22 protein-coding genes are annotated in these 20,822 nt (G+C 50.0%); 8 read left to right on the plus strand and 14 right to left on the minus strand.

Annotated features, from left to right (window positions below; all coding sequences use genetic code 11):
* The first annotated feature begins 109 nt into the window (after positions 1–109).
* The 3 genes from ATH33_RS11155 to ATH33_RS11165 all read left to right on the plus strand — a co-directional run bounded on the left by ATH33_RS11155 (position 110) and on the right by ATH33_RS11165 (position 3,676).
* Positions 110–310: a copper ion binding protein gene (locus ATH33_RS11155; RefSeq protein WP_062843051.1), complete on the plus strand. Its 201-nt coding sequence runs from the start codon at positions 110–112 to the stop codon at positions 308–310.
* Between the two features lie 27 nt (positions 311–337).
* Complete coding sequence (locus ATH33_RS11160) at positions 338–2,752, plus strand: heavy metal translocating P-type ATPase (RefSeq protein WP_255359673.1); 2,415 nt, start codon at positions 338–340, stop codon at positions 2,750–2,752.
* A 129-nt stretch (positions 2,753–2,881) separates the two neighbouring features.
* Positions 2,882–3,676, plus strand: a complete 795-nt coding sequence (locus tag ATH33_RS11165; RefSeq protein WP_049720159.1) for an enoyl-CoA hydratase/isomerase family protein — start codon at positions 2,882–2,884, stop codon at positions 3,674–3,676.
* A gap of 57 nt (positions 3,677–3,733) precedes the next feature.
* On the opposite strand, the gene ATH33_RS11170 is transcribed toward ATH33_RS11165, so the two are convergent.
* From ATH33_RS11170 to ATH33_RS11180, 3 genes are read right to left on the minus strand one after another with little or no spacing between them, the layout of a single operon-like run.
* The gene (locus ATH33_RS11170; RefSeq protein ID WP_037996051.1) at positions 3,734–4,609 is read right to left on the minus strand and encodes a diacylglycerol/lipid kinase family protein; all 876 of its coding nucleotides are present in this window, start codon (positions 4,607–4,609) and stop codon (positions 3,734–3,736) included.
* A 14-nt stretch (positions 4,610–4,623) separates the two neighbouring features.
* Positions 4,624–5,430, minus strand: coding sequence for an SDR family NAD(P)-dependent oxidoreductase (locus ATH33_RS11175; RefSeq protein WP_121874419.1), 807 nt, complete (start codon positions 5,428–5,430; stop codon positions 4,624–4,626).
* Between the two features lie 14 nt (positions 5,431–5,444).
* Complete coding sequence (locus tag ATH33_RS11180) at positions 5,445–6,533, minus strand: class II aldolase/adducin family protein (RefSeq protein ID WP_037996050.1); 1,089 nt, start codon at positions 6,531–6,533, stop codon at positions 5,445–5,447.
* Between the two features lie 162 nt (positions 6,534–6,695).
* On the opposite strand from ATH33_RS11180, the gene ATH33_RS11185 reads away from it, so the two are divergent.
* A complete protein-coding gene (locus ATH33_RS11185) occupies positions 6,696–7,322 on the plus strand; it encodes a fumarylacetoacetate hydrolase family protein (protein ID WP_121874420.1) in 627 nt (208 codons plus the stop codon).
* Between the two features lie 47 nt (positions 7,323–7,369).
* On the opposite strand, the gene ATH33_RS11190 is transcribed toward ATH33_RS11185, so the two are convergent.
* Positions 7,370–8,254, minus strand: a complete 885-nt coding sequence (locus ATH33_RS11190) for an alpha/beta fold hydrolase (protein WP_121874421.1) — start codon at positions 8,252–8,254, stop codon at positions 7,370–7,372.
* Positions 8,255–8,399: 145 nt separating this feature from the next.
* Positions 8,400–8,939, minus strand: a complete 540-nt coding sequence (cudC, locus tag ATH33_RS11195; RefSeq protein ID WP_037996046.1) for a choline uptake/conversion transcriptional regulator CudC — start codon at positions 8,937–8,939, stop codon at positions 8,400–8,402.
* A gap of 203 nt (positions 8,940–9,142) precedes the next feature.
* On the opposite strand from cudC, the gene betB reads away from it, so the two are divergent.
* Together betB and gbsB are read left to right on the plus strand one after the other, a co-directional pair.
* Positions 9,143–10,612 carry a betaine-aldehyde dehydrogenase gene (gene betB / locus ATH33_RS11200; protein ID WP_049720155.1) on the plus strand — a complete coding sequence of 490 codons (1,470 nt, stop codon included), beginning with the start codon at positions 9,143–9,145 and terminating at the stop codon, positions 10,610–10,612.
* A 21-nt stretch (positions 10,613–10,633) separates the two neighbouring features.
* The gene (gene gbsB, locus ATH33_RS11205) at positions 10,634–11,833 is read left to right on the plus strand and encodes a choline dehydrogenase (RefSeq protein ID WP_121874422.1); all 1,200 of its coding nucleotides are present in this window, start codon (positions 10,634–10,636) and stop codon (positions 11,831–11,833) included.
* Between the two features lie 46 nt (positions 11,834–11,879).
* On the opposite strand, the gene ATH33_RS11210 is transcribed toward gbsB, so the two are convergent.
* Positions 11,880–12,314, minus strand: a complete 435-nt coding sequence (locus tag ATH33_RS11210; RefSeq protein WP_052186744.1) for a helix-turn-helix domain-containing protein — start codon at positions 12,312–12,314, stop codon at positions 11,880–11,882.
* A gap of 473 nt (positions 12,315–12,787) precedes the next feature.
* A complete protein-coding gene (gene deoD / locus ATH33_RS11215) occupies positions 12,788–13,495 on the minus strand; it encodes a purine-nucleoside phosphorylase (RefSeq protein ID WP_037996043.1) in 708 nt (235 codons plus the stop codon).
* Between the two features lie 288 nt (positions 13,496–13,783).
* Between deoD and nfsA the strand changes: the two genes are divergently transcribed.
* The gene (gene nfsA / locus ATH33_RS11220) at positions 13,784–14,533 is read left to right on the plus strand and encodes an oxygen-insensitive NADPH nitroreductase (RefSeq protein ID WP_037996041.1); all 750 of its coding nucleotides are present in this window, start codon (positions 13,784–13,786) and stop codon (positions 14,531–14,533) included.
* Between the two features lie 38 nt (positions 14,534–14,571).
* On the opposite strand, the gene ATH33_RS11225 is transcribed toward nfsA, so the two are convergent.
* From ATH33_RS11225 to ATH33_RS11240, 4 genes are all read right to left on the minus strand, one after another.
* Positions 14,572–15,063 carry a GNAT family N-acetyltransferase gene (locus ATH33_RS11225; RefSeq protein WP_037996039.1) on the minus strand — a complete coding sequence of 164 codons (492 nt, stop codon included), beginning with the start codon at positions 15,061–15,063 and terminating at the stop codon, positions 14,572–14,574.
* Between the two features lie 329 nt (positions 15,064–15,392).
* Positions 15,393–15,827, minus strand: a complete 435-nt coding sequence (locus ATH33_RS11230; protein ID WP_121874423.1) for a transglutaminase domain-containing protein — start codon at positions 15,825–15,827, stop codon at positions 15,393–15,395.
* 464 nt (positions 15,828–16,291) lie between these two features.
* Positions 16,292–16,603: a hypothetical protein gene (locus ATH33_RS11235; RefSeq protein WP_121874424.1), complete on the minus strand. Its 312-nt coding sequence runs from the start codon at positions 16,601–16,603 to the stop codon at positions 16,292–16,294.
* Complete coding sequence (locus ATH33_RS11240) at positions 16,543–17,439, minus strand: CPBP family intramembrane glutamic endopeptidase (RefSeq protein ID WP_121874425.1); 897 nt, start codon at positions 17,437–17,439, stop codon at positions 16,543–16,545. Before ATH33_RS11240 ends, ATH33_RS11235 begins: the two co-directional genes overlap by 61 nt.
* A gap of 161 nt (positions 17,440–17,600) precedes the next feature.
* Between ATH33_RS11240 and ATH33_RS11245 the strand changes: the two genes are divergently transcribed.
* A complete protein-coding gene (locus tag ATH33_RS11245) occupies positions 17,601–18,212 on the plus strand; it encodes a DUF47 domain-containing protein (protein ID WP_037996035.1) in 612 nt (203 codons plus the stop codon).
* A 40-nt stretch (positions 18,213–18,252) separates the two neighbouring features.
* Here ATH33_RS11245 and ATH33_RS11250 read toward each other — a convergent pair whose 3' ends face one another.
* From ATH33_RS11250 to ATH33_RS11260, 3 genes are read right to left on the minus strand one after another with little or no spacing between them, the layout of a single operon-like run.
* Positions 18,253–19,650 carry a nucleoside recognition domain-containing protein gene (locus ATH33_RS11250; RefSeq protein WP_037996034.1) on the minus strand — a complete coding sequence of 466 codons (1,398 nt, stop codon included), beginning with the start codon at positions 19,648–19,650 and terminating at the stop codon, positions 18,253–18,255.
* Positions 19,651–19,669: 19 nt separating this feature from the next.
* Positions 19,670–20,383, minus strand: a complete 714-nt coding sequence (locus ATH33_RS11255) for a FeoB small GTPase domain-containing protein (RefSeq protein WP_121874426.1) — start codon at positions 20,381–20,383, stop codon at positions 19,670–19,672.
* Complete coding sequence (locus ATH33_RS11260; RefSeq protein ID WP_037996031.1) at positions 20,376–20,627, minus strand: FeoA family protein; 252 nt, start codon at positions 20,625–20,627, stop codon at positions 20,376–20,378. The genes ATH33_RS11255 and ATH33_RS11260 overlap by 8 nt, the downstream gene beginning before the upstream one ends.
* Positions 20,628–20,822 lie beyond the last annotated feature (195 nt).

The following is a 20,822-nucleotide window of genomic DNA, read 5'->3' on the forward strand; positions in this document are numbered from 1 at the left end:
AAAATGGAAGGAAAATGGAGCTACCGGTTGCATACGGTGGGGGGGTATCCTATAATAAAGATGTAAGAAGATGTAAAAAAACTTCGTTACAGCAGGAGGAAAAGATAAAATGAAGGAACAAATTCGCGTTGCCGGAATGTCCTGTGAGCATTGCGTCAAATCGATCGAGGAAGCATTAAAACAAATCGGGGTTGCAGCCAAAGTTGATTTGTCCAAAGGAATGGTCGATGTGGATTTTGATGAACAGACGGCCGATTTGGACAAAATCAAACAAACCATTGAAGATCAGGGATATGATGTCCTTTCATAAATTGCATCACAGCAGGAGGCGTTTTCGTTGTCCAGTGAACTCAGCTCGATTCGGTTGCCGGTGGAAGGGATGTCTTGTGCGGCTTGTGCCAACCGGATCGAAAAACGTCTTTCAAAGTTAAATGGTGTTGAATCGGTCCATGTACACTTGGGCATGGACGAAGCCCATATCGTTTATGACCCGAAGCAAGTCCGGTTGCCGGAGATGGAGAAGATCATCCAAGATCTTGGCTACCGCGTTCCCAAAGAAGAAGTGGATATGGAGATTACCGGGATGACCTGTGCGGCTTGTGCCAGCCGGATTGAAAAAGTGTTGAACCGGATCCCGGAAGTTGCCAATGCTTCCGTCAACCTGGCAACTGAATCGGCGCGGGTCGCTTATTACCCGGGGACCTTGGCCGTATCCGACGTGGTGCAACGGGTGGAGCGGCTGGGGTACGGGGCAAAGCCGAAAAGTGCGGAGTCAGGGAAACGGAAAGAGGAAGAATGGGAGAAAAAAAGAGTCCGGTTTTTTGCGGCTTTGGCATTTTCCCTTCCGCTTCTGTGGACCATGGCCGCCCATTTCTCTTTTTTTCATTGGATCCCGGTTCCGTCTGTTCTCATGAACCCTTGGGTCCAATGGATTTTGGCCACACCGGTGCAATTTGTGATCGGGGCTCCGTTTTACCGCGGGGCATGGAAGGCACTGCGCAACCGCAGCGCCAATATGGATGTGCTGGTGGCACTCGGCACCTCGGCGGCCTATTTTTACAGTTTGTATGTAATGTTGACCCAACCGGCTTCCCGCATTCATGAGCAGGGATTGTACTTTGAAACCAGTGCCGTTTTAATCACACTCATTTTGCTTGGCAAATTGCTGGAATCCCGGGCCAAAGGAAAAGCCTCGGATGCCATATCCAAGTTGATGCGGTTGAAAGCCAAAAAAGCATTGGTCTTGAAAGACGGCAAGGAGGTAGCCGTCCCGGTGGAAGAAGTCAAGCCGGGGGATCTGATTCTTGTGAAGCCGGGCGAGCAGATCCCGGTGGACGGAGAGGTGGTCAAGGGCCGGTCATCCGTCGATGAATCCATGTTGACCGGTGAAAGCATCCCGGTGGAAAAACAGTCGGGTGACCCGGTGATCGGCGCCACCATCAACGGGCAAGGACGGCTTCTTTTCCGGGCAACCAAAGTCGGGGAAGAGACGGCGCTGGCACAAATTATCCGGGTGGTTCAGGAAGCGCAAGGCTCCAAGGCGCCGATCCAACGGATTGCAGACCGGATTTCGGGGGTTTTTGTTCCCGTTGTTTTGGGAATCAGCGTGCTTACGTTTATGCTTTGGTTTTTCGGTCTGGAGCCGGGGCAATTTCAAGGCGCCTTGGAGAAAGCGATGGCCGTGTTGGTGATAGCCTGTCCTTGTGCCTTGGGGCTGGCCACGCCCGTTTCGATTATGGCCGGTTCCGGCCGGGCTGCGGAATGGGGCATTTTGTTTAAAGGCGGCGAACATTTGGAAAAGGCGCAGCAAATCACGATGGTTTTGTTTGATAAAACCGGAACGATCACCCACGGGAAACCCGAATTGACCGATACCATCATCTTTCATCCGGAAGAGAGAGAAAACGTTTTGCGCCGGGCCGGTTCGGCGGAAAAAAATTCCGAGCACCCGTTGGCGCAGGCCATTGTGAACGGGATTGCGAAAGAAGGAGTGACATTGCAAGATCCCGACTCCTTTGAAGCATTACCCGGCCACGGGGTCAAAGCCGTGCTGGACGGACAGGAAGTTTTGCTGGGAACCCGCCGGTTGATGGCACAAAACGGAATTCAAACGGATTCAATTGAGGAGGAATTGGTCCGGCTCGAAAAACAAGGGAAAACAGCCGTGATCATCGCAATAGACCAAGAATGCGCCGGGATTTTGGCCGTTGCCGACACGGTGAAAGAAACTTCCCGCACAGCGATCCAAAAGTTGAAACAAATGGGGCTAAAAGTGGGGATGATCACGGGAGATAATGAACGGACGGCCCGTGCCATCGCCAAACAGGTCGGCATTGAGGATGTTTCGGCCGAAGTGTTGCCGGAAGGAAAGGCCGAAGTGGTTTATCAGTGGCAGAGACAAGGGGAAAAAGTGGCGATGGTCGGGGACGGAATCAATGATGCGCCGGCTCTCGCGGCGGCCGATCTGGGCATTGCAATGGGAAACGGAACCGATGTCGCGATGGAAACCGCAGATGTCACCTTGATGCGCGGGAATCTTGAGCAGGTGGCCGATGCGCTTTGGATGAGCCGGAAAACCATGGCCAATATCAAACAAAATCTGTTCTGGGCTTTGGCGTACAACAGCTTGGGAATTCCCGTCGCCGCGGCCGGATTTCTGGCTCCCTGGCTTGCAGGGGCGGCGATGGCTTTCAGTTCGGTCTCCGTGGTGTTGAATGCCCTCCGGTTGCAACGGGTCAAATCTTTGTCATAAGTTGTCCAGTCCATCGGAAAGATGGGCTGTTTTTTATGAATTAATTTGGTGAATTTTCATTTTTTATATTATGATTGAAATAGATTCTATTAACAAAAAATAATAATGCAGCTGTTTGGAGGGGTTTAAATGGAAGAAAAAACCGTTGTCCTGACCATACAAGACGGCGTCGGCCTGATCCGGCTGAACCGTCCCCAAGTGTATAATGCCATCAACCGACAATTGGCCGAAGAATTGACAGCAACTTTGCAAAAGGTAAACGAAGATCCGAAAGTACGGGCCGTGGTTTTGACCGGGGAAGGAAAAGCGTTTTGCTCGGGACAAGATTTGAATGACCGGTCAGCCATTGTCACCAAGGGGGATGAAATTTCACTGGGCGAGAGTGTGCGTTCCCGTTATAATCCTTTGATTCAAGCCATCATGGATCTGAAAAAACCCGTTATTGCCGCGGTAAATGGCGTGGCGGCCGGGGCCGGTTGCAGTTTGGCGCTGGCTTGCGACCTGCGTGTGATCACTCCCCGTACCCGTTTTGTCGAAGCATTTGTCAGGATTGGATTGGCACCCGACAGCGGTTCCAGCTACTTTTTGCCCCGGTTGGTCGGGCTGGGAAGGGCATTGGAGATCGCGATGACCGGACGGGATGTGGAAGCGGAAGAAGCCGTCCGGATCGGGTTGGCCAACCAATTGGCGGAGGAAGACAAATTGCTGGATGAGGCGATGGCACTGGCCAAGCAGTTGGCGCAAGGCCCCACGGTGGCCATCGGATTAACGAAAAAAGCGATTTACCGCGGGATGGAAACGACGATCGAAGAAGCGCTGGAATATGAAGCTGTGGTTCAGGAACAAGCCGGGAAAACCAAAGACTTCCTGGAAGGCATACAAGCTTTCGCCGAAAAAAGAAAACCGAATTATCGCGGAGAATAGCATCCTTTTCAAACAAAAGCCGGTTTTGTTGATAAATCGGCTTTTTGTGTTTACCATCTAAAGAACGGTTAAAGACTTTGGCACCACTTTGACCGTGATGGGGGTTTCATCCAGAATTTCGCCATCCACATGGGCCAGACAAGAGCCTTGCGGCGTGATGGTGAATTCTTTGCCGCGGTGAAAAATCACGGATTTGTGCCGGGTGTGTTTGCCGGAATAAGCCGTCGGGAACAGGCGGAGAAACTCAAAGGAGCTGAGGTTTTGAATGCAACAGAGATCCAGCAGGCCATCATTTTTTTCCGCTTGGGGGCATATTTTGATTCCGCCGGCAAAGTTCGGGATGTTTGATACCGCAATCAGCCAGACATGTTCGTAATCATAGCGCACACCATCCACGGTCAGGGTGACGGGCTGCGGGGTGTACGAACGGAAGACTTTCAAAGCCTCCAGGCCGTAAGTCAAGCGCCCGAACCACTGCTTTTCCCATCTTTTCAGGCGAACCGCATTGGCCACTTTGGCATCAAATCCCGCGCCGCCGAAGCTGATCAGGCAACGGTTGTTCATTTTGGCGGTGTCCACCTGGTAGGTTTGGTGCCGCAAAATTCGTTTTAATGCAAATTCCGGATCCAGGGGGATCTGATGCCCCAAGGCAAAATCATTTCCGGTTCCTGCCGGGATATAACCCATGGGGATATGGGTCCCGATGAGCCCGCTTCCCACTTCATTTACGGTGCCGTCCCCACCGACGGCGACAACGGCTTTGACCGGGTGATGTTGTTTGATGTCATTGACAATCCGGGTGGCATCTCCCGCTTCTTGTGTGAAGACTGCCTGGTACTCCACCCCCAGTTCATTTAATCTGCGATGGATATAAGACCATACTGTTTTCCCCCGTCCATTGCCGGCCAGTTGATTGACCACGAAAAAATACATGGTGGCACTCCCCCTTAAAATTCAGATATGGAATGAGATGGTCTTTTGTGCGGGTTTTGGTCCAGTTTGCGGTAAATCCGCCGGGTGGCCCAAAAATAAAGGGAGGGAAACCATTTGCGCAATTGAAGCGCCCATTTTAACTTTCCGGGAATCACCACGGTTTTGGGACGCTTCATTATTTTTAAGGCACAACGGGCGACTTCCTCAGCCTCCAACATTTGGCCGGCGATCAGGGGAGGAAAATGGCGGCGGGGATTTTCTCCCCTGAAAAAAGGCGTCATGACCGGTCCAGGGCAAAGAACCCCCACCTGAATCACCGGTGCGTACTCCAATTTCAGAGCTTCGGAAAAGCCGATCAAGGCAAATTTGCTTGCACAATATCCGGCGAGGTTTGGAATGCCGGTCAATCCGGCCAGAGAAGCGATGTTGATGATTCGTCCGTGTCCGGCGCGCAGCATGTGCGGCAAGACGTGACGAACCATGCGGACGGCGCCCAAATAATTGGTTTCCATCATCCCCCGGTAGTCATCCGGCGAAACATCCAAAAATCCGCCAAAACACCCATAGCCGGCGTTATTGATCAACACGTCAATGCGGCCGTAAGTTTGGATGATTTCCTCCACGACCTGTTTGACTTCCGCTTCTTTAGTGATGTCACAGGAATAATAAGATCCCCGGTTGAGTTCGCGATGGATTTCTTTTAGACGGGAGGATCTCCTTCCGAGCAGAATCGGGACATATCCCTGGTCCGGCAACTTTCGGGCAATGGCTTCTCCGATTCCGCTGGTTGCGCCGGTCACCAGAACAACGGGGTTTTTCATTCCATTTCCTCCTTTTAACTCATCGGAACCTGCGGAATGATTTTGCCTTCAATCCGTTCAAAAATATCGTCAATGTCTCTTCCGGTAATGGTCAAGCCGTGGTTTTTCAACCCGATCACGGCCCGGGAAGGATCTTCTGCTTCCCGGATCAAGCCGGCAACCGCTTCGGCCAGCTGTACGGTTCCGCATGGATAATTGATTTCCGTGGAAGGGACTCCTTCCATCCAGGCGTGAATATGCACAATGGCTCCGACTTCAGGGTGCTCGTTATAAATCATCCAATGCTCGATGGCATCGACCGAAACGCGGTTGGGCTTGATATTGGAAGGAACGCTCAATTCCATGGCCGACTGGTCTTCATCATACCCTTTCACCAGCAAAATATCCTTTCCGATCCGGCTCAGGTTTCCTTTGTTGACGCCGCTGGCGCTCATCCAGAATTCATTTTTGTCCCGCCGGGCACTCAAGTTGCCGTAACTGAGCCCGCCGATGCCGTATAAACGCTTGATATGGCGGAATTCTCTGGGAGGCAATAATTCCTGGATCGGAAACGGCGCGGGAAGCAGATTCATTTCATCCAGTTTTTTGCCCGCACGGGAGATGCTTTCGCTGGTTTCATCCCCTTCCCACAGGTCTTCGGGAAGATCGGGGTGAAAAATATTGTTGATGACCAGACGGGAAGTGGCCAAAGGACGCAAGCGTTCGAAAACTTCTTGGAAATATTGGTCATCCTCTTCGGGACGGGAGACGGCATAACATCCCTGTTCCAGGGTGATGAAATGCGTGGACGACACGGGACGGGAACGATCAATGAAAATCATCAGGTTTCCCAGTGAACGGATCAAGATCGGATAACCGGTTTTCAGGATATTGGACACGGGCTCATCAACCTCGGTGATGGACACGACAAACGTTCCGTTTCCTTTGCGGCGAAAAGGTTTCGGACGGTTTGGATCCACGAAATTCAACACCAGTTGAAGTTGCGGAAAATCGGTCGGCACCCGTTGAAAACCGTGTTTTTCCATCTCTTGTTGGATGCCTTCGGCAAAGCGTTTTAAATCCGGTGTTCTTTCATAATCTCCAAACAATGCAAAGTGAATCATTGTGCTAAAACCCTCCTTTGATACAAGACCTAGTTTCCCGAAGGATTTGGAAAAATATACATCTTGGCGCCGGGTCTTTCCGGGGATTCAGAAAGTTGAACCGCAGGACCGGAAAAAATGGTATGTTAAATTTCGAGGATTCCTTACTGGGGAGGATTGTTTATGTATACCATCCGAAATATTTATTGCATCGGCAGAAACTACCGGTTGCACGCGAAAGAGTTGGGCAATGAAGTGCCGGAGGCCCCGTTGGTTTTTTTAAAGCCGACCCATTCACTGGCCAAAGCGGACGGAAGGGTTCTTTCGCTTCCGGGAACCAAAGGGGAAGTGCATTATGAAGCGGAGTGGGTTTTAAGGATTTCCCGCCCGGTTGCGTCAGGGACACCCGTGGATGAAGTGGTGAGTCACATGGGGCTCGGCATCGATTTTACCTTGCGGGATGTACAGAGTGGGTTAAAGAAAAAAGGACATCCCTGGCTTCCAGCGAAAGGGTTTCCTAATGCAGCGGTGTTAACGGATTTGAAACCGTTCCCGGGGCTTGCAGCATGCGCATCGAAATCGTTTTCGTTGTTTAAAAATCAAGAAAGAGTGCAAAAGGGAACCATTGATGACATGGTTTTTTCCCCGCAACAATTGGTGGATTACTGCGCGGCACACTTTGGGCTGGGCGAAGGAGACATTATTTTTACCGGTACGCCGGCCGGTGTGGGAAAAGTGGAGGACAACGATCATTTCAGGCTGTATTGGGAAAACGAACCATGGGGAGAATGCCGAATCCGGTTGAAATAAAAAGGAAACCGCCTTGGAGCAAGGCGGTTTTTCAGTGTGAAAACAAGTCAGTTTCCGTTTTTTTGTAACCACTTTTGTTCAGCCCGTGCAAAGTTGGCGGGGCCGTCATGCTCCAAGGCATCATAAACGAATTCATATGCATGGGAATCAAAGGCGATACCGAGGTGAGCGGCCAGATCGGCCGGCACTTGATCCTGAATCGTAATATTGGACACCTGTTCTTCGGGGCCATCCAAAAAGGCGGAGGTGTAGGGAACGACAATTTCATCGTATTTGGTGCTGATCACGGTGTATGAAACATCTCCCGGGGTTTCATCGCCGGCGTTTAAATCATTCAGGAAGTCAGAGCCGGCTTTTTGTTGATCGCATGCCGTGCATCCCAAAAGACCCGGAAGAATCATAATGGGTTCAATGCCGAGAACCCCGATGGTCCCGTGGTTGGATGGAGCCAGTCCAATCAGGTCTTCGACTTTTTCCGCACCGCCAAGGTATTTGATGTAGTAGCGCGGCATCATGCCTCCCTGGCTGTGCCCGACAATGGAAACTTTCTCCGCGCCGGTTTGCTCCAACACCTGATCGACAAACGCTTTCAATTCTTCAGCAGATTTTTCAATCGGTCCGGTACTGAAGCCGAGATGGGTGATGCCGTAGTTTAAAGCATACACGCAATAACCTTTCTTCGCCAAAAGGGGTGACAGTTTGCTCCAGTTAAATGCCATGCTTTCAAAAGTGCCCGGCACCAGGATGACCGGATAAGGATGTTCCTCGCTCGGCTTGCAATCGGGAAGATTGGCGCCGGGAGGTGACAAAGCGGCTTCGCGCAGGATGTCTTCATCCGTTTGGGCATGGGCGGATGAGATCCCAAAGAGACAAGGAGCCAACGCTAACACTGAAATAATGAATATTCTGAAAATAAATCGGAAGGCAGACATCGTCTCTCCCCCTTCTGTGGATTGTTAATACTTATCTATATTAAATTTTATCTTACTGAAACAAATCAGGGAAGGGGAGAGAGATAAAAAATCAGATTATTCAATCATTTTTTGCGACATGGTTCCTTGGAAGATTGGAACCATTTCATTTTCGGGGCGATTCACCGGGAACGGGGACAAAGTCGAAGATTTCTCCGCTTTTAAAGGTGTTTGCCAACTGGCGGAGCCAGGCATAATACCGTTTGGCATTGGACAGTTTTTCAAGGTCTTGTTCCGCTTGTTTTTTCTCTTCATCTTTGACCCCGGAATCATGAAGCAGTTTTGTCAGCTTTTCTTCACTGGCACGAAGCGCTTTCTCATTCAGCTCAATTTCTGTTTCCCACAGGTGGACGAAAAACTCGATAAAAGACCGGAACTGGTCTTGTTCGGCCTGGTACAAATCTTTCCGGACGCCTTTGATCCATTTTTTTTGCACCAGTTTTAAACGGGATAATTCCCGTACCCCCGTACTCATGCTTGTTTTGCTCATGCCGGTGCGCTGGCGCATTTCATCCAGTGTCATCGGTTCCTGATGGAAAAACATGATGCCGAACAGCCGGCCCATGGAGGGACTGAGTCCGTACATCCGCATCGTTTCAGCCAATGATTCGATGTAATCGCTTCTTGCCTCTTCCAATTGATCCATCGCACATTCCTCCAATCGCTTGCGTGTCCTTTTGTTTAATCCAATCATCCGAAGCAGGTGCCCACATCTTAAACATAAGGAATGATTTTGTCAAACAAAAGGGAAGGTTGCGGAAGAAAAAAATTCATGTTAACGTAATTTATATACAGTTTGTACAGAAAAAACTGTACAAAAGGAAATTGATGGTTAAAGGGGGAGGGGAAATGTTCAAGCGCATGTTCATCGGCGGAAAGTGGACCGAAGCCGTCACGGGGGGAGTGCGGTCCATTTTCAATCCGTTTAACCAGGAAGTGATCGGAGAAGTGCCGGAAGGCGGGCGCGAAGATGCGAAAAGAGCCATCCAAGCCGCCCGTCAGGCGTTTGATAAAGGAAGCTGGCCGGATACGCCGGCTGCTGAACGGGGAGAGAAGTTGTTCCGGCTGGCGGAGGAGATACAAAGGAACAAACCGGAACTGGCCCGGTTGGAAACGTTGAATACCGGAAAGACACTGACGGAAAGTGAGGCAGATATGGACGATATCGCCAACGTGTTCCGGTATTACGCGGGGCTGGCGGATAAGGACGGGGGAGAAATGCTGTTTCCTCCGGCCAAGCATGCCGAAAGCAAAGTGGTTCGTGAACCGGTCGGCGTTTGCGGAATGATCACCCCTTGGAATTATCCGTTGCTACAGGCGGCTTGGAAGCTGGCTCCGGCTTTGGCTGCCGGTTGCACGATGGTGTTGAAACCGAGTGAACTGACTCCGCTGACCACGTTGAAGTTGGCGGAATTGATCGAAAAGGCGGGCATTCCTGAAGGTGTGGTAAACATCGTGACCGGACCGGGGGAAACCGTGGGGGCCGAACTGTCCGAATCGCCGGACGTGGACCTGATTTCGTTTACCGGCGGAATCGAAACCGGCAGAGCCATCATGCAAGCTGCCGCAAGCAATATGAAGAAAATCACTTTGGAATTGGGAGGAAAAAACCCGAACATCGTTTTTGCCGACAGCGACTTTGAGGCGGCGGTGGATTATGCGCTGAACGCGGTCTTTTTCCATGCCGGACAGGTGTGCTCGGCCGGGGCCCGGCTGCTGATCGAAGAAACGTGGCATGATGCCTTTGTCGGGGAACTGGTGAAAAGAGCCAAGCAAATCCGGTTGGGCAACGGGTTGGATCCAAAAACACAAATGGGACCGCTCATTTCAGCCGAACACCGGGCCAAAGTGGAGAAATATATCGGGATCGGGCAAAAGGAAGGAGCCGTTTTGTTAACAGGTGGAAAACGGCCTGCATCAAAGGAACTGGCCGGCGGCTTTTTTGTGGAACCGACGGTGTTTGACCATTGCACAAGTTCCATGCGCATTGTACAGGATGAAGTCTTCGGCCCGGTTTTGACGGTGGAAACTTTCCGTACGGAAGAAGAGGCGGTGGCTTTGGCCAATGACACCCGTTACGGGTTGGCCGGGGCGGTGTGGACCGGCGATATGAACCGGGCGGAAAGAGTGAGCCGGGCATTAAGGATGGGAACGGTTTGGATCAATGATTTTCATCCGTACTTCCCGCAAGCGCCCTGGGGTGGATATAAACAGTCGGGAATCGGAAGGGAACTGGGGAAAACGGGATTGGAGGAATATACGGAACAAAAGCATATTTACAAAAATTTGCAACCTGCCCCCATGCGTTGGTTCGGATAAAAAAGACAGGAGGGAAGCACCATGCTGCGAACGGAACAAATGTTGGAGAAGAAAGAGTTTGTCATGCCCACCAAAGTGATTTCGGGCATCGGCGTCTTAAAGCACGTGGGAGAGGAAGCGAAGGCGTTGGGCATCCGGAAAGCGATGATCGTCACCGACCAAGGTCTTTACCGGAATGGACTGATCCAACCAGTTGCCGAACGGTTCAAACAAGCCGGCATTGATGTTCATGTGTTTCATGAAATCGCGGGTGAACCGGACACCTGTTTAATCGAATTGGGAGCGAAAACGTTTCAGGAGCAAAAATGTGACGGATTGGTTGCGGTGGGCGGCGGAAGTTCCATGGATACCGCCAAAGCGATCGGAGTGGAAGCCGTTCACGGAGAACCGGTGATCCGGTTTGAAGCTTCGGAACGGGGCAAGCCACTGGAAAAACGGATCCCGCCGCTGGTGACCATCCCGACCACGGCCGGCACCGGAAGTGAGGTCACGCAATGGGCCGTGATCAAAGACCCCGAACGGCAAATTAAATTTAATGTGGGAGGACCTTTGATCCCTGCCCATCTTGCGGTGATTGATCCGGAACTGCACCTGACGATGCCCAAAACGATTACGGCGGTCACCGGGATTGATGCCTTATCCCATGCCATCGAGTGTTACACCATGAATCAATCGCAACCGTTGACGGACGCAGTGGCATTGATGGCCATTGAGTATGTGGCCAAATACATTCGCCGGGCATATGCCAACGGTCACGACATCGAGGCGCGTTATCACATGGCCCAAGCGGCGATGTTGGCGGGCCTTTCGTATGGAAGTGATTCAGCGGGAGCGGCCCACGCGATGGCCCAAACATTGGGAGGCATGGTGCCGGTCATGCATGGACAATGTGTTTCGGCCATCCTTCCGGCCGTGATGGAATATAACTGGATGGGAGCTCCGCAGAAATTTGCCCGGATCGCCCAAGCGATGGGGGTTGATATCCGGGGCATGAGCACCGGGGAGGCGGCAAAGGCCGCGGTGAAAGAAGTGGATCGTCTTGTCCGTGATTTAAACATTCCGTCTCTTCAAGAACAAGGGGCAGATCCCGGACAAATCGACCGCTATGCCGAAGCGGCACTGGAAGACCCGCAAACCTTCGGCAACCCGCGTGATTTGGATCTGGATGCTTACCGCTGGATTTACCGTCGCGCGTTCGGGTTGGAAAAATCTGTTTTATAAATCAAATACACCCCTGGTGATTCGTTACCAGGGGTGTTTGTTATTTTTAAATCGATCTGGAGAGGACATATTCCACGACGGAGATAATCTCCTTTTTTTGCTGTTCGTCCAACACCCTCCCTTTCCACAGAGCTGTTTCGTTTTCGGAGGACAAGATTTGCCAGATGTCGCATGGGTTGCTGTCCCCGTTTGTGTTTTTCTGTAACAAGTCTTCATACCCGCTGGCCCGCATCAAATCTTCAAAGGGGTATTGGTATGCATCGGCCAATTTTTTCAATACATGGGCCGAAGGTTTGATCGGTTTGCCTGTGGCGCGGCGGATGCCAAGTTCCAAATCCCGGATGTAGGTGTGGGAAAGTCCGGTTTTTTCCGAAACATCACGCAATGTTCTTTTGCCGCGGAGTTTTTTCAGTAAAATCCCCAATTCGCTGCGCATGGTTGAATTCGTTTCCTTTCTGAACAGGGAATATTCCACTTTCATTATAAGGGAAACCGGGCTTGAAAATAAAAACTGATGGCCGCTGAAACCGTGAAGAAGGGATCAGATTGGGGAGTGGGAGAGGGAAAGGGCATGATCCTGAAGTGCAGAATGAAAAAAAGGGGCTTAAAGGGCGGTAAATCCCTTGCCGGACACCCAAGGTTACAAAAGTTTGGTTTTGTAACGGTATAAATCAGAAGCAAAAAACGCGAAAACCCTTGATTTATCTATGGTTTTGGCGTTTTTTCATTTACGCAGGGCATGGGAGGGGGTCTTTTGTAAACTCGGTACAACAAAACATCGCCTGAAAAAACGGCCTTCTTATTTTGGTTTTAAGGGTGGTTTATTTTCACATCCATCCAATGAGTCGAAAAAGGGGGATGAGCGCTGTATGACCCCTTGGAGTCCGTCTCATGTGTTTGCCAATGATTTCCACGAAAAAACCGGACAAATGCGTCCGGTTTTTTCAGAAAATATTATTCTTTGCTCACGGTTTCCAACGCCATGATGATCATGTCGTTAAAAGTGGTTTGCCGTTCTTCGGCGGTGGTTTCCTCTCCGGTGAAGATGTGGTCGCTGACCGTTAAAATCGAGAGGGCTTGCGCCTGGTGTTTGGCAGCCAGGGTGTAAAGGGCGGTGGTTTCCATCTCGACGGCCAGAACGCCGTGTTCTCCCAGTTTTTTCACCATATCCATGTTGTCCCGGTAGAAGACATCGGACGTCAAAATATTTCCGACGCGAACGGATAACCCTCTTTCCACCCCGGTGTCATACGCTTTTTTGAGCAATTCAAAATCGGCGCACGGGGCGAAATCAAAACCAGGGAAAGTTTGCCGGTTCATGTTGGAATCCGTGCAGGATGTCATGGCGATAATCACATCACGGACCCGGATGTCTTTTTGTATTCCGCCGCAGGTTCCGACGCGGATCAATTGCTTGACGCCGTATTCCCGGATCAGCTCATTGACATAAATGGAAATGGAAGGCACCCCCATGCCGGTTCCTTGTACCGAGACGCGGGTTCCTTTGTATGTACCGGTAAAGCCGAGCATGCCGCGAACCTCGTTGTAACAGGTGACATCTTCCAGGAACGTTTCCGCAATATATTTGGCACGAAGGGGATCGCCGGGCAAAAGGATTTTTTCGGCAATCTCTCCTTGTTTGGCTCCAATGTGAACACTCATGTTGACACCGTTTCCGTCAATTCCGGACCGGTGTTCACCTCCTTTATTCTCGATCTAAATATAACTATAACAGGAGAAAGAGGCATTTGAAAGAAAAAGGACTTGTGAATTGCATACAGATTTAATATATAAACAAGTTTGCTTTGCAAACAAAATAAAACCACAAAAGCGATCCGTGCCCCAGACGAAATCTTTTTTCAATCAAAGGATGGCATCCGGCCGGTTGATATAAAATGATAATATGGGAATGAACCTTTTTTTAGCGATGCAGTTTTTGGAGGGGTACAGATGAACGAAGTGATCAAAACGATAATGAACCATCGCTCCATTCGTCGATATGAAGACCGTCCTTTGACGGAAGAACAAATCCGGACCATTGTGGAAGCGGCCCAATCTGCTTCGACGTCCAGTTATATCCAAGCATACACGATCATTGGCGTTAAAGATCCGGCCAAAAAGAAAAAGCTGGCGGAGTTGGCGGGAAACCAACCTTATGTGGAGAAAAACGGCCATTTGCTGATTTTCTGCGCGGATTTGCACCGGCATGATTTAATCGCGGAGATGGAAGAGGCCGATTTGACCACCAGTCTGGAAAGCACCGAAAAATTCATGGTGGCCGTGGTCGATGCGGCACTGGCGGCCCAAAACGCAGCCATCGCCGCGGAGTCGATGGGCTTGGGCATTTGTTACATCGGAGGGCTTCGCAACAACCTGGAAGAGGTGACGAAGCTGCTCAACACCCCCCGGCGGGTTTTGCCGCTTTTTGGCATGACGATTGGTTATCCTTTGCACGAATCATCGAAAAAACCCCGTTTGCCCTTGGAACACGTTTATCATGAAGAAGAATATGAGCAGGATGAACAGCGCTTGAAAGAACAACTGAAAGAATACAACGAAACGGTCCAATCCTACTATATCGAGCGCACCGGAGGAAAACGGGAGGACACTTGGACGGGACAAATGGCGCAAATGCTCTCCCACCCGCGAAGAATGTACATGAAAGAATTTGTGGAGAAAAAAGGCTTTAACAAACAATAACGGTGAAGACCAAAATGGCTTGAGTGCATGGAGGGTGCTCAAGTCATTTTGGTTTCATCGCTGAACAACAACCGGGCCATGTAATATTCATCCGCATACCGGTCCTGGATAAACAAGGATTTTTTTCGCATCCCCTCGATTTGGAACCCCATTTTTTTATAAAAGTAGACGGCTTTCAGATTGGGACGCAGGATGGAGATTTCCAACCGCTTAATATCTTGTTCCCGGGCCCACTGAATGGCTTTTTCCAGCAACCGGGTGCCCACCCGTTGGTTTTGGTACTTTTTCAAAACCCCTGTCTCCGGACGCGCGGTATGCCGGTTGTGCGGATCATCTCCACGCCGGATGGCAACATGGCCCGTCAACTTTCCGTCCGTTTCCGCTACGAAAACGTGCCGGTTGCCGTCGCTGATCTTGCCCGGGTCCGCATCGCCGCAAGGAAACAAAAGGTACGGACTTTCCTCATTCAATTGGTTCAACAGCCGAAGGTAAGCCTCATGATCCTCCGGGCAAATTTCGCGTATCTGCAAGCGCCTCCCCCCCTCTTAAGCACAGATCCTTGTCTCCCAACCATCATATGATCGTCTTACCCGGTTAATTCGAGTCTGTGGTGAAACCTATTTCCATTTTGAGTTGGTGACTGGTTGGACGATGATCCTTTGTGGCCGGCAGGGGAGCTGTTGCAGGAAAACCAGCCGGAATTGAGTTAATAACGGTTTGAAATTTTTCAGGTGGGTTAAGGCTGATTATCAGGTGGAGGTTTATTCCGATTGTGTCAATGCAGCAATGCATGCTTCCCGTATTTCCCACACTTTTCTCCAGTCCTTAATGGGTACACTCGGGGATGTCACCCAGTGTTTCAAATAATCTTGATGAAACCGGTTTTTTCCTCCCCGATTCCTTCGGGTGTAATCTCTTTTTCAACCAAAAATGATAGGGGGGTCCCATTTGTTTGACCGGTCAGACGCGTGAAATCCAAATACTGTCCCTCAAACCGCAAATAACAATTTGCTTCCGGGAGCTCCTTAAGGCCGTAACGTTCCAACACCTTGCCGACACCGGGGGTGTTGTCCTCATTCATCAAATAAATGCCGATCATCAACCGGACGGGCATGTTGTTTTCCTCCGCCAAGATGGCCAACAGCGCGTGCTTCATACTACAGGTCCCTTTCCCCTCGCGCAAGACCGATCGCGCATCTGCCCGGTTGGCATTTCGCCCGTAAGGCAACGCCTGCAAATAACAGGCGGCTTTTTGGAACGTTTGAACACCCAAAGAGTGAAACGCTTGGGACATTTCTCCTGCCGGTTGCAGACAAAAATCCAAACGTTGTTTAGCTATTCATTTCCTCACCCTCACAAATAAGATCCATTTGATTTAATCATACTTTTTCGATATTCATTCTAAAAAGTTCCTTGAATAAAAATATTCTCGTTAACCTGATAGGGATAAATTGGAACGAAGTGATCTAAATCATCGCTTGATCCGGAAATGCGAGGATTGTCCGTTTTCCGTTTGTTGATTTTCTGTGCAGGGGCATTGTCATGAATTGATCAGGGAGATGAGAGGGGGAAGAGATTTGACCGCCAGTCTGGAAAGCACCGGGGAATTTTTGGCAACCGTAGCAAAGAATCCTGAACGTGGTTTTGAATTTAACATACCGTCCGATCTTTAGTCTCTGAGATGGGTCAGTTTCTCTTAAGGTGCAACAATGAGTAAAGCAAATGGACATTAAAAAAGGAGCCGTTTGCGGCTCTTTTTTAGTTAAGAGGTTCCACAATGGATGCAATTAAACAGATTCGTTCGTTCCCGTTCCTAAAAGGGGACGTGGGTTTCAATTCCACAATGGATACAATCAAACCCCTTGCGTAAACACCAGTTATATCAAGCACTTTAAGTGTATCAAAAATCAAGATTTGCAGCAAACCACCGGTTGTGTCCGGCAAAGTTTCATGCGGAGGGCGATTGATGTTTAAAGAAGCTGCCAGACGAACGGGCAGCTTCTTTAAAATCAAAGGTTTGATATGTTCTGCTGTCTCAGCCGGATAAAAACTTTCCGCCACACCACCCATGAAGCAGCTCCCAGGATCACTGAGGTGAGAATGCTTCCTTCAATCCCGAAAGGGCCGCCGTGGAACCATTCGGGGCCGTGTGTCGTCGCGTGAAGAAGCGGGAAGGACAGGCTTTGTCCGCTCACAGCCAATCCGAAAACCGAGCCTTGTGCCCAGTTCCAAACAGAGTGAATGGCGCAAATTCCCCACAGGCTTCCTTCGTTTAAAACGTGACCGACGGCAAACAAGCCGAACAGACTGATGTTCAAGAAAGAAATCACGTTGATCCCGTCATTTAACAAATGCATGGCGGCAAAGAACAGAAAGGAGGTGCCCACCGCAATCCAGAATGGTGTGCGCATGGCCATGACAGGGAACAACCAACCGCGGACCACGATTTCTTCCGTTGCGCCCTGGATGATGAAGGTGATCATGGAAAGCAGTAAAATGAGAAGCGCGGGGAGATGGATTTTCGTGATCTCAAAGGTCAGAGAGCCGGTGATCCAAAGGAGGAACACAGGGGCGGAAATGAGCAAAAAACCCCACATCCACCCGGTTATGTACTTTTTAAAAGCCCTCTCTTTCGTAAAGCCGATGCTGGAGACCGGCCGTTTCTCCACCAACCGGACCCAGGCGAAAGTGAACAGTGCGGTTCCGCTGAAGGAAACGATCAGTTCCAAATGAAACCAAACACTTTGCATCAGCGGGGAAACAGGGGGCGGAAACAAAATGAGAAAGAAGATCCCGAGCCCACCGAAAAAAAGGAAAGAAAAGGCGATGACCGGGGCCAAAACCGGATGAATTTTTCTTTCGCCGGTTGCGGCCAGTTTTAACAGGGTAAACGTTTGGAAGTTCATAATCGGTCCTTTCGAAAAGTAAAGTTTTCAATATAATCTATCATATATGAAAACGACAACAAAAACCATCGGTGATCCTTTTTCTGTCTAATCGGTCAAAAAAAGTGTATACTAGTAGGGGATAGAAGAGAAGATTTTTTCTGACAACTGGGGGACTATCAGTGTTTAAAAAACAAAAGACGAGTTTGTATTCCAAAACGTTGATGGATATTACATCCTTGATCGTGGAGGCGGCTGAGCTGTTTCGCGAAAATGTGGAAAACCTTGAACAACGGGAGCAATATGGAGAGAGAATCAAACGCCTCGAGTCCAAAGGGGATGAATTTGTCCAGCTTTTGATTTCCCAATTGAACAAAGAATACTTCCCGCCGATGGACCGGGAAGATATTTTCCAATTGGTGGCCAAATTGGATGACATTTTGGATGGCATTGAGGCTTGTGCCGAACGTTCGTTGTATATCGAGAAGACGACACCGCAGCTGATCCGGTTTGCGGATATTTTGGTGCAAACGGCCAAAATTTTGCAGGAAGCATTCACCTCATTAAACGACCGCCGGTTCGAAGCGCTTCATAAGGCGACCATTGAAGTCAATTCCTTGGAAAGTGAAGCGGATCAATTGTTGCGGGACAGTCTGAGCGAATTGTTTTTTGATCCGAAAGATGTGGTCTTGCTGATCAAAATGAAGGATATCTATGAGCGGCTGGAAAAAACAACCGATGACGCCGAAGACATTGCGGATGTTTTTGAAAGCATGATCATTAAATACGCATAAGGAACGGATAAAAAAACACCGGCTTTACGGCCGGTGTTTTTTATATAAACAGGCGGACAATTTGGGTGATGGTGAAGGTGACGGCAACCGCGATGGCGGTGGGAATCAGTGCGGCCAGGAGAGACCATTTGACGCTTTTGGTTTCTTTATAAATGGTGAACAAAGTGGTCCCGCACGGATAATGAAGCAGGGAAAAAAGCATCATATTGAGTGCCGTCAGCCATGTCCATCCGTGGTCGAGCAGGATTTGTTTCAGATCGGCCAACTGATCAACTTCCACCATGGAGCCGGTTGCTAAATAACCCATAAGCAGGATGGGAAGAACCACTTCATTTGCCGGCAATCCGAGGATAAAGGCGAGCAAAATGAAACCATCCAGTCCCAGCGCATGTGCAAACGGGTCCAAAAAGCGGGCGGCATGTTCCAGAATGCTGGCCGAACCCATATCGATATTGGCCAGGATCCAGGTGATCAAGCTGGCCGGTGCGGCGATGATGACGGCCCGTTTTAACACAAACAAGGATTTATCCATGGTGGCCCGGTAAATGGTGTTCCAAAATTTCGGCCGCCTGAACGGCGGGAGTTCCAACGTGTAATGTGTGGGAACCCCGCGAAGTGCGGTTTTGGACAAGGTCCATGACACAAAGAGCGTGACGACAATGCCGAACAAAACCAGTCCCATCACCACGGCGGCGGTGACCATGGTGCCGATGCCGGAGCTGAAACCGGCTGCCATGAATAGTGATGCCAAAAGGATCAGAAGGGGCCACCGGCCATTGCAGGGAACAAAATTGTTGGTCAAAATGGCCAGCAAACGTTCCCTCGGGGATTCAATGATCCGGGTGGAAACGATGGCCGCTGCATTGCATCCAAATCCCATGGCCATGGTGAGGGCTTGCTTGCCGTGGCCGCCGGATTTTTGGAAGACCCGGTCCATATTGAAAGCCACTCTGGGCAGAAATCCGAAGTTCTCCAACAGTGCAAACACAGGAAAGAAGATGGCCATCGGCGGCAACATGACGCTCACCACCCAAGTGGTTCCCCGATAAAGCCCGAACACCAAAAGATCATGAAGCCAAACGGGGGAGCCCAAAGCCTGAAGGACTTGGGAAAGAACCGGTTCCCCCGCGCCGAACAGACGGGCCAGGGCTTGGGAGGGAAGATTCGCTCCCCAGATGGTCATATAAATAATCAAGCCCAGGATGGCCAGCATGATCGGAAATCCCCAAGTCCGGGAAGTCAAAATCCGGTCCAGTCTGGCGTGGGAGGGGGGGATCCGGTGTTGCCGGGTGTAGCGAACGCTTTCCTCGCACAGTTGATGTGAGTTTTGATAAATCCGGCTGACAATCTCGTCGCGGATATTTTCGCTTCGTAAGGATTTGCTCTGTTCCATCAAATGATCCAATTCGCCCAGAGGAAATGCGGATGAATTTGCCATGATCCTTTCCTCCTTTTGTTTAGCCGTGAGCACGGGTGGCGCGGGCAGGTGGCTGTTTTCGGGCAAATTTTTGTTTTAACACCCGAAGCAAAGACTCATCGCCCTCCAACAAGCGCAAAGCGAGCCAGCGGGCGGGGAGGGAGTCGCCGAATATTTCTTTGATTTTCGGTTCGATGCGTTGGATATGTCTTTCAATATTCTCGCTGTACTCAATCCGGTAAGGTCGGGTGATGATTTGTCCGCTTACCATCTTGTGCAAGGTGTCAAGCAACCGGGTGATGCCTTCACCGTTGCGGGCGGACATTTTGACCACCGGAATGCCCAGTTTGGACGCGATTTTTTGGTCATCGATGACAATGCCCTGCTTGGAAGCCTCGTCGATCAGGTTAATGCACAAAATGACCCGTTCGGTCATCTCCAAAACTTGCAAGGCCAAATTCATGTTCCGCTCTAATGAAGTGGCATCGACGACGACCATGGTCACATCGGGTTGTTCGAAAAAGATATAATCGCGGGCCACTTCTTCATCGGCGGAGTTTGAGAACAGGGAATATGTTCCGGGCAAATCGATCAAGCGATAGTCGTTTCCTTTATGGTGAAAGGTTCCTTCGGCAAGTGACACGGTTTTTCCCGGCCAATTTCCGGTATGCTGGTTGAGTCCGGTCAGGGCATTAAAAAGAGTGCTTTTTCCCGTGTTTGGATTTCCGGCCAGTGCAATCCGGTATTCACTCATTGGTTTCATCTCCCAATTTTTCACCCCATATTTTTTGGCTCTCTTCTTTTCGGAGTGCGATGGTGGATTGGCTCACCCGATAGGCGACCGGATCGCCCAAAGGACTTTGATACAACACTTCGACCAACGCCCCCGGAATGAAGCCGAGATCCAGCAGTCTGCGCCGGAGGACGCCTTCCACACGGATTTCCCGGATGCGGAAACGATCCCCCGGCTTTGTATCAAAAAGAGTATGATGATTCATTTTTTCACACCTGCTCTTTTTTTCTATTGAGACAAATTTGTTGGTTTAGGGCAACATTTAATTTAAAGAAAAACAATTATACTATATAAAGTATATATAACTGTAGATATAAAATCAATATGGTTTTGCAAGATATGTATCGTCTTTCACGCCGTTTGTCAGGAGGTTTGCGTTTGGTGCGATTCGAGTGATACC

Source organism: Thermoactinomyces vulgaris, assembly GCF_003688725.1.
Taxonomy (GTDB): domain Bacteria; phylum Bacillota; class Bacilli; order Thermoactinomycetales; family Thermoactinomycetaceae; genus Thermoactinomyces; species Thermoactinomyces vulgaris.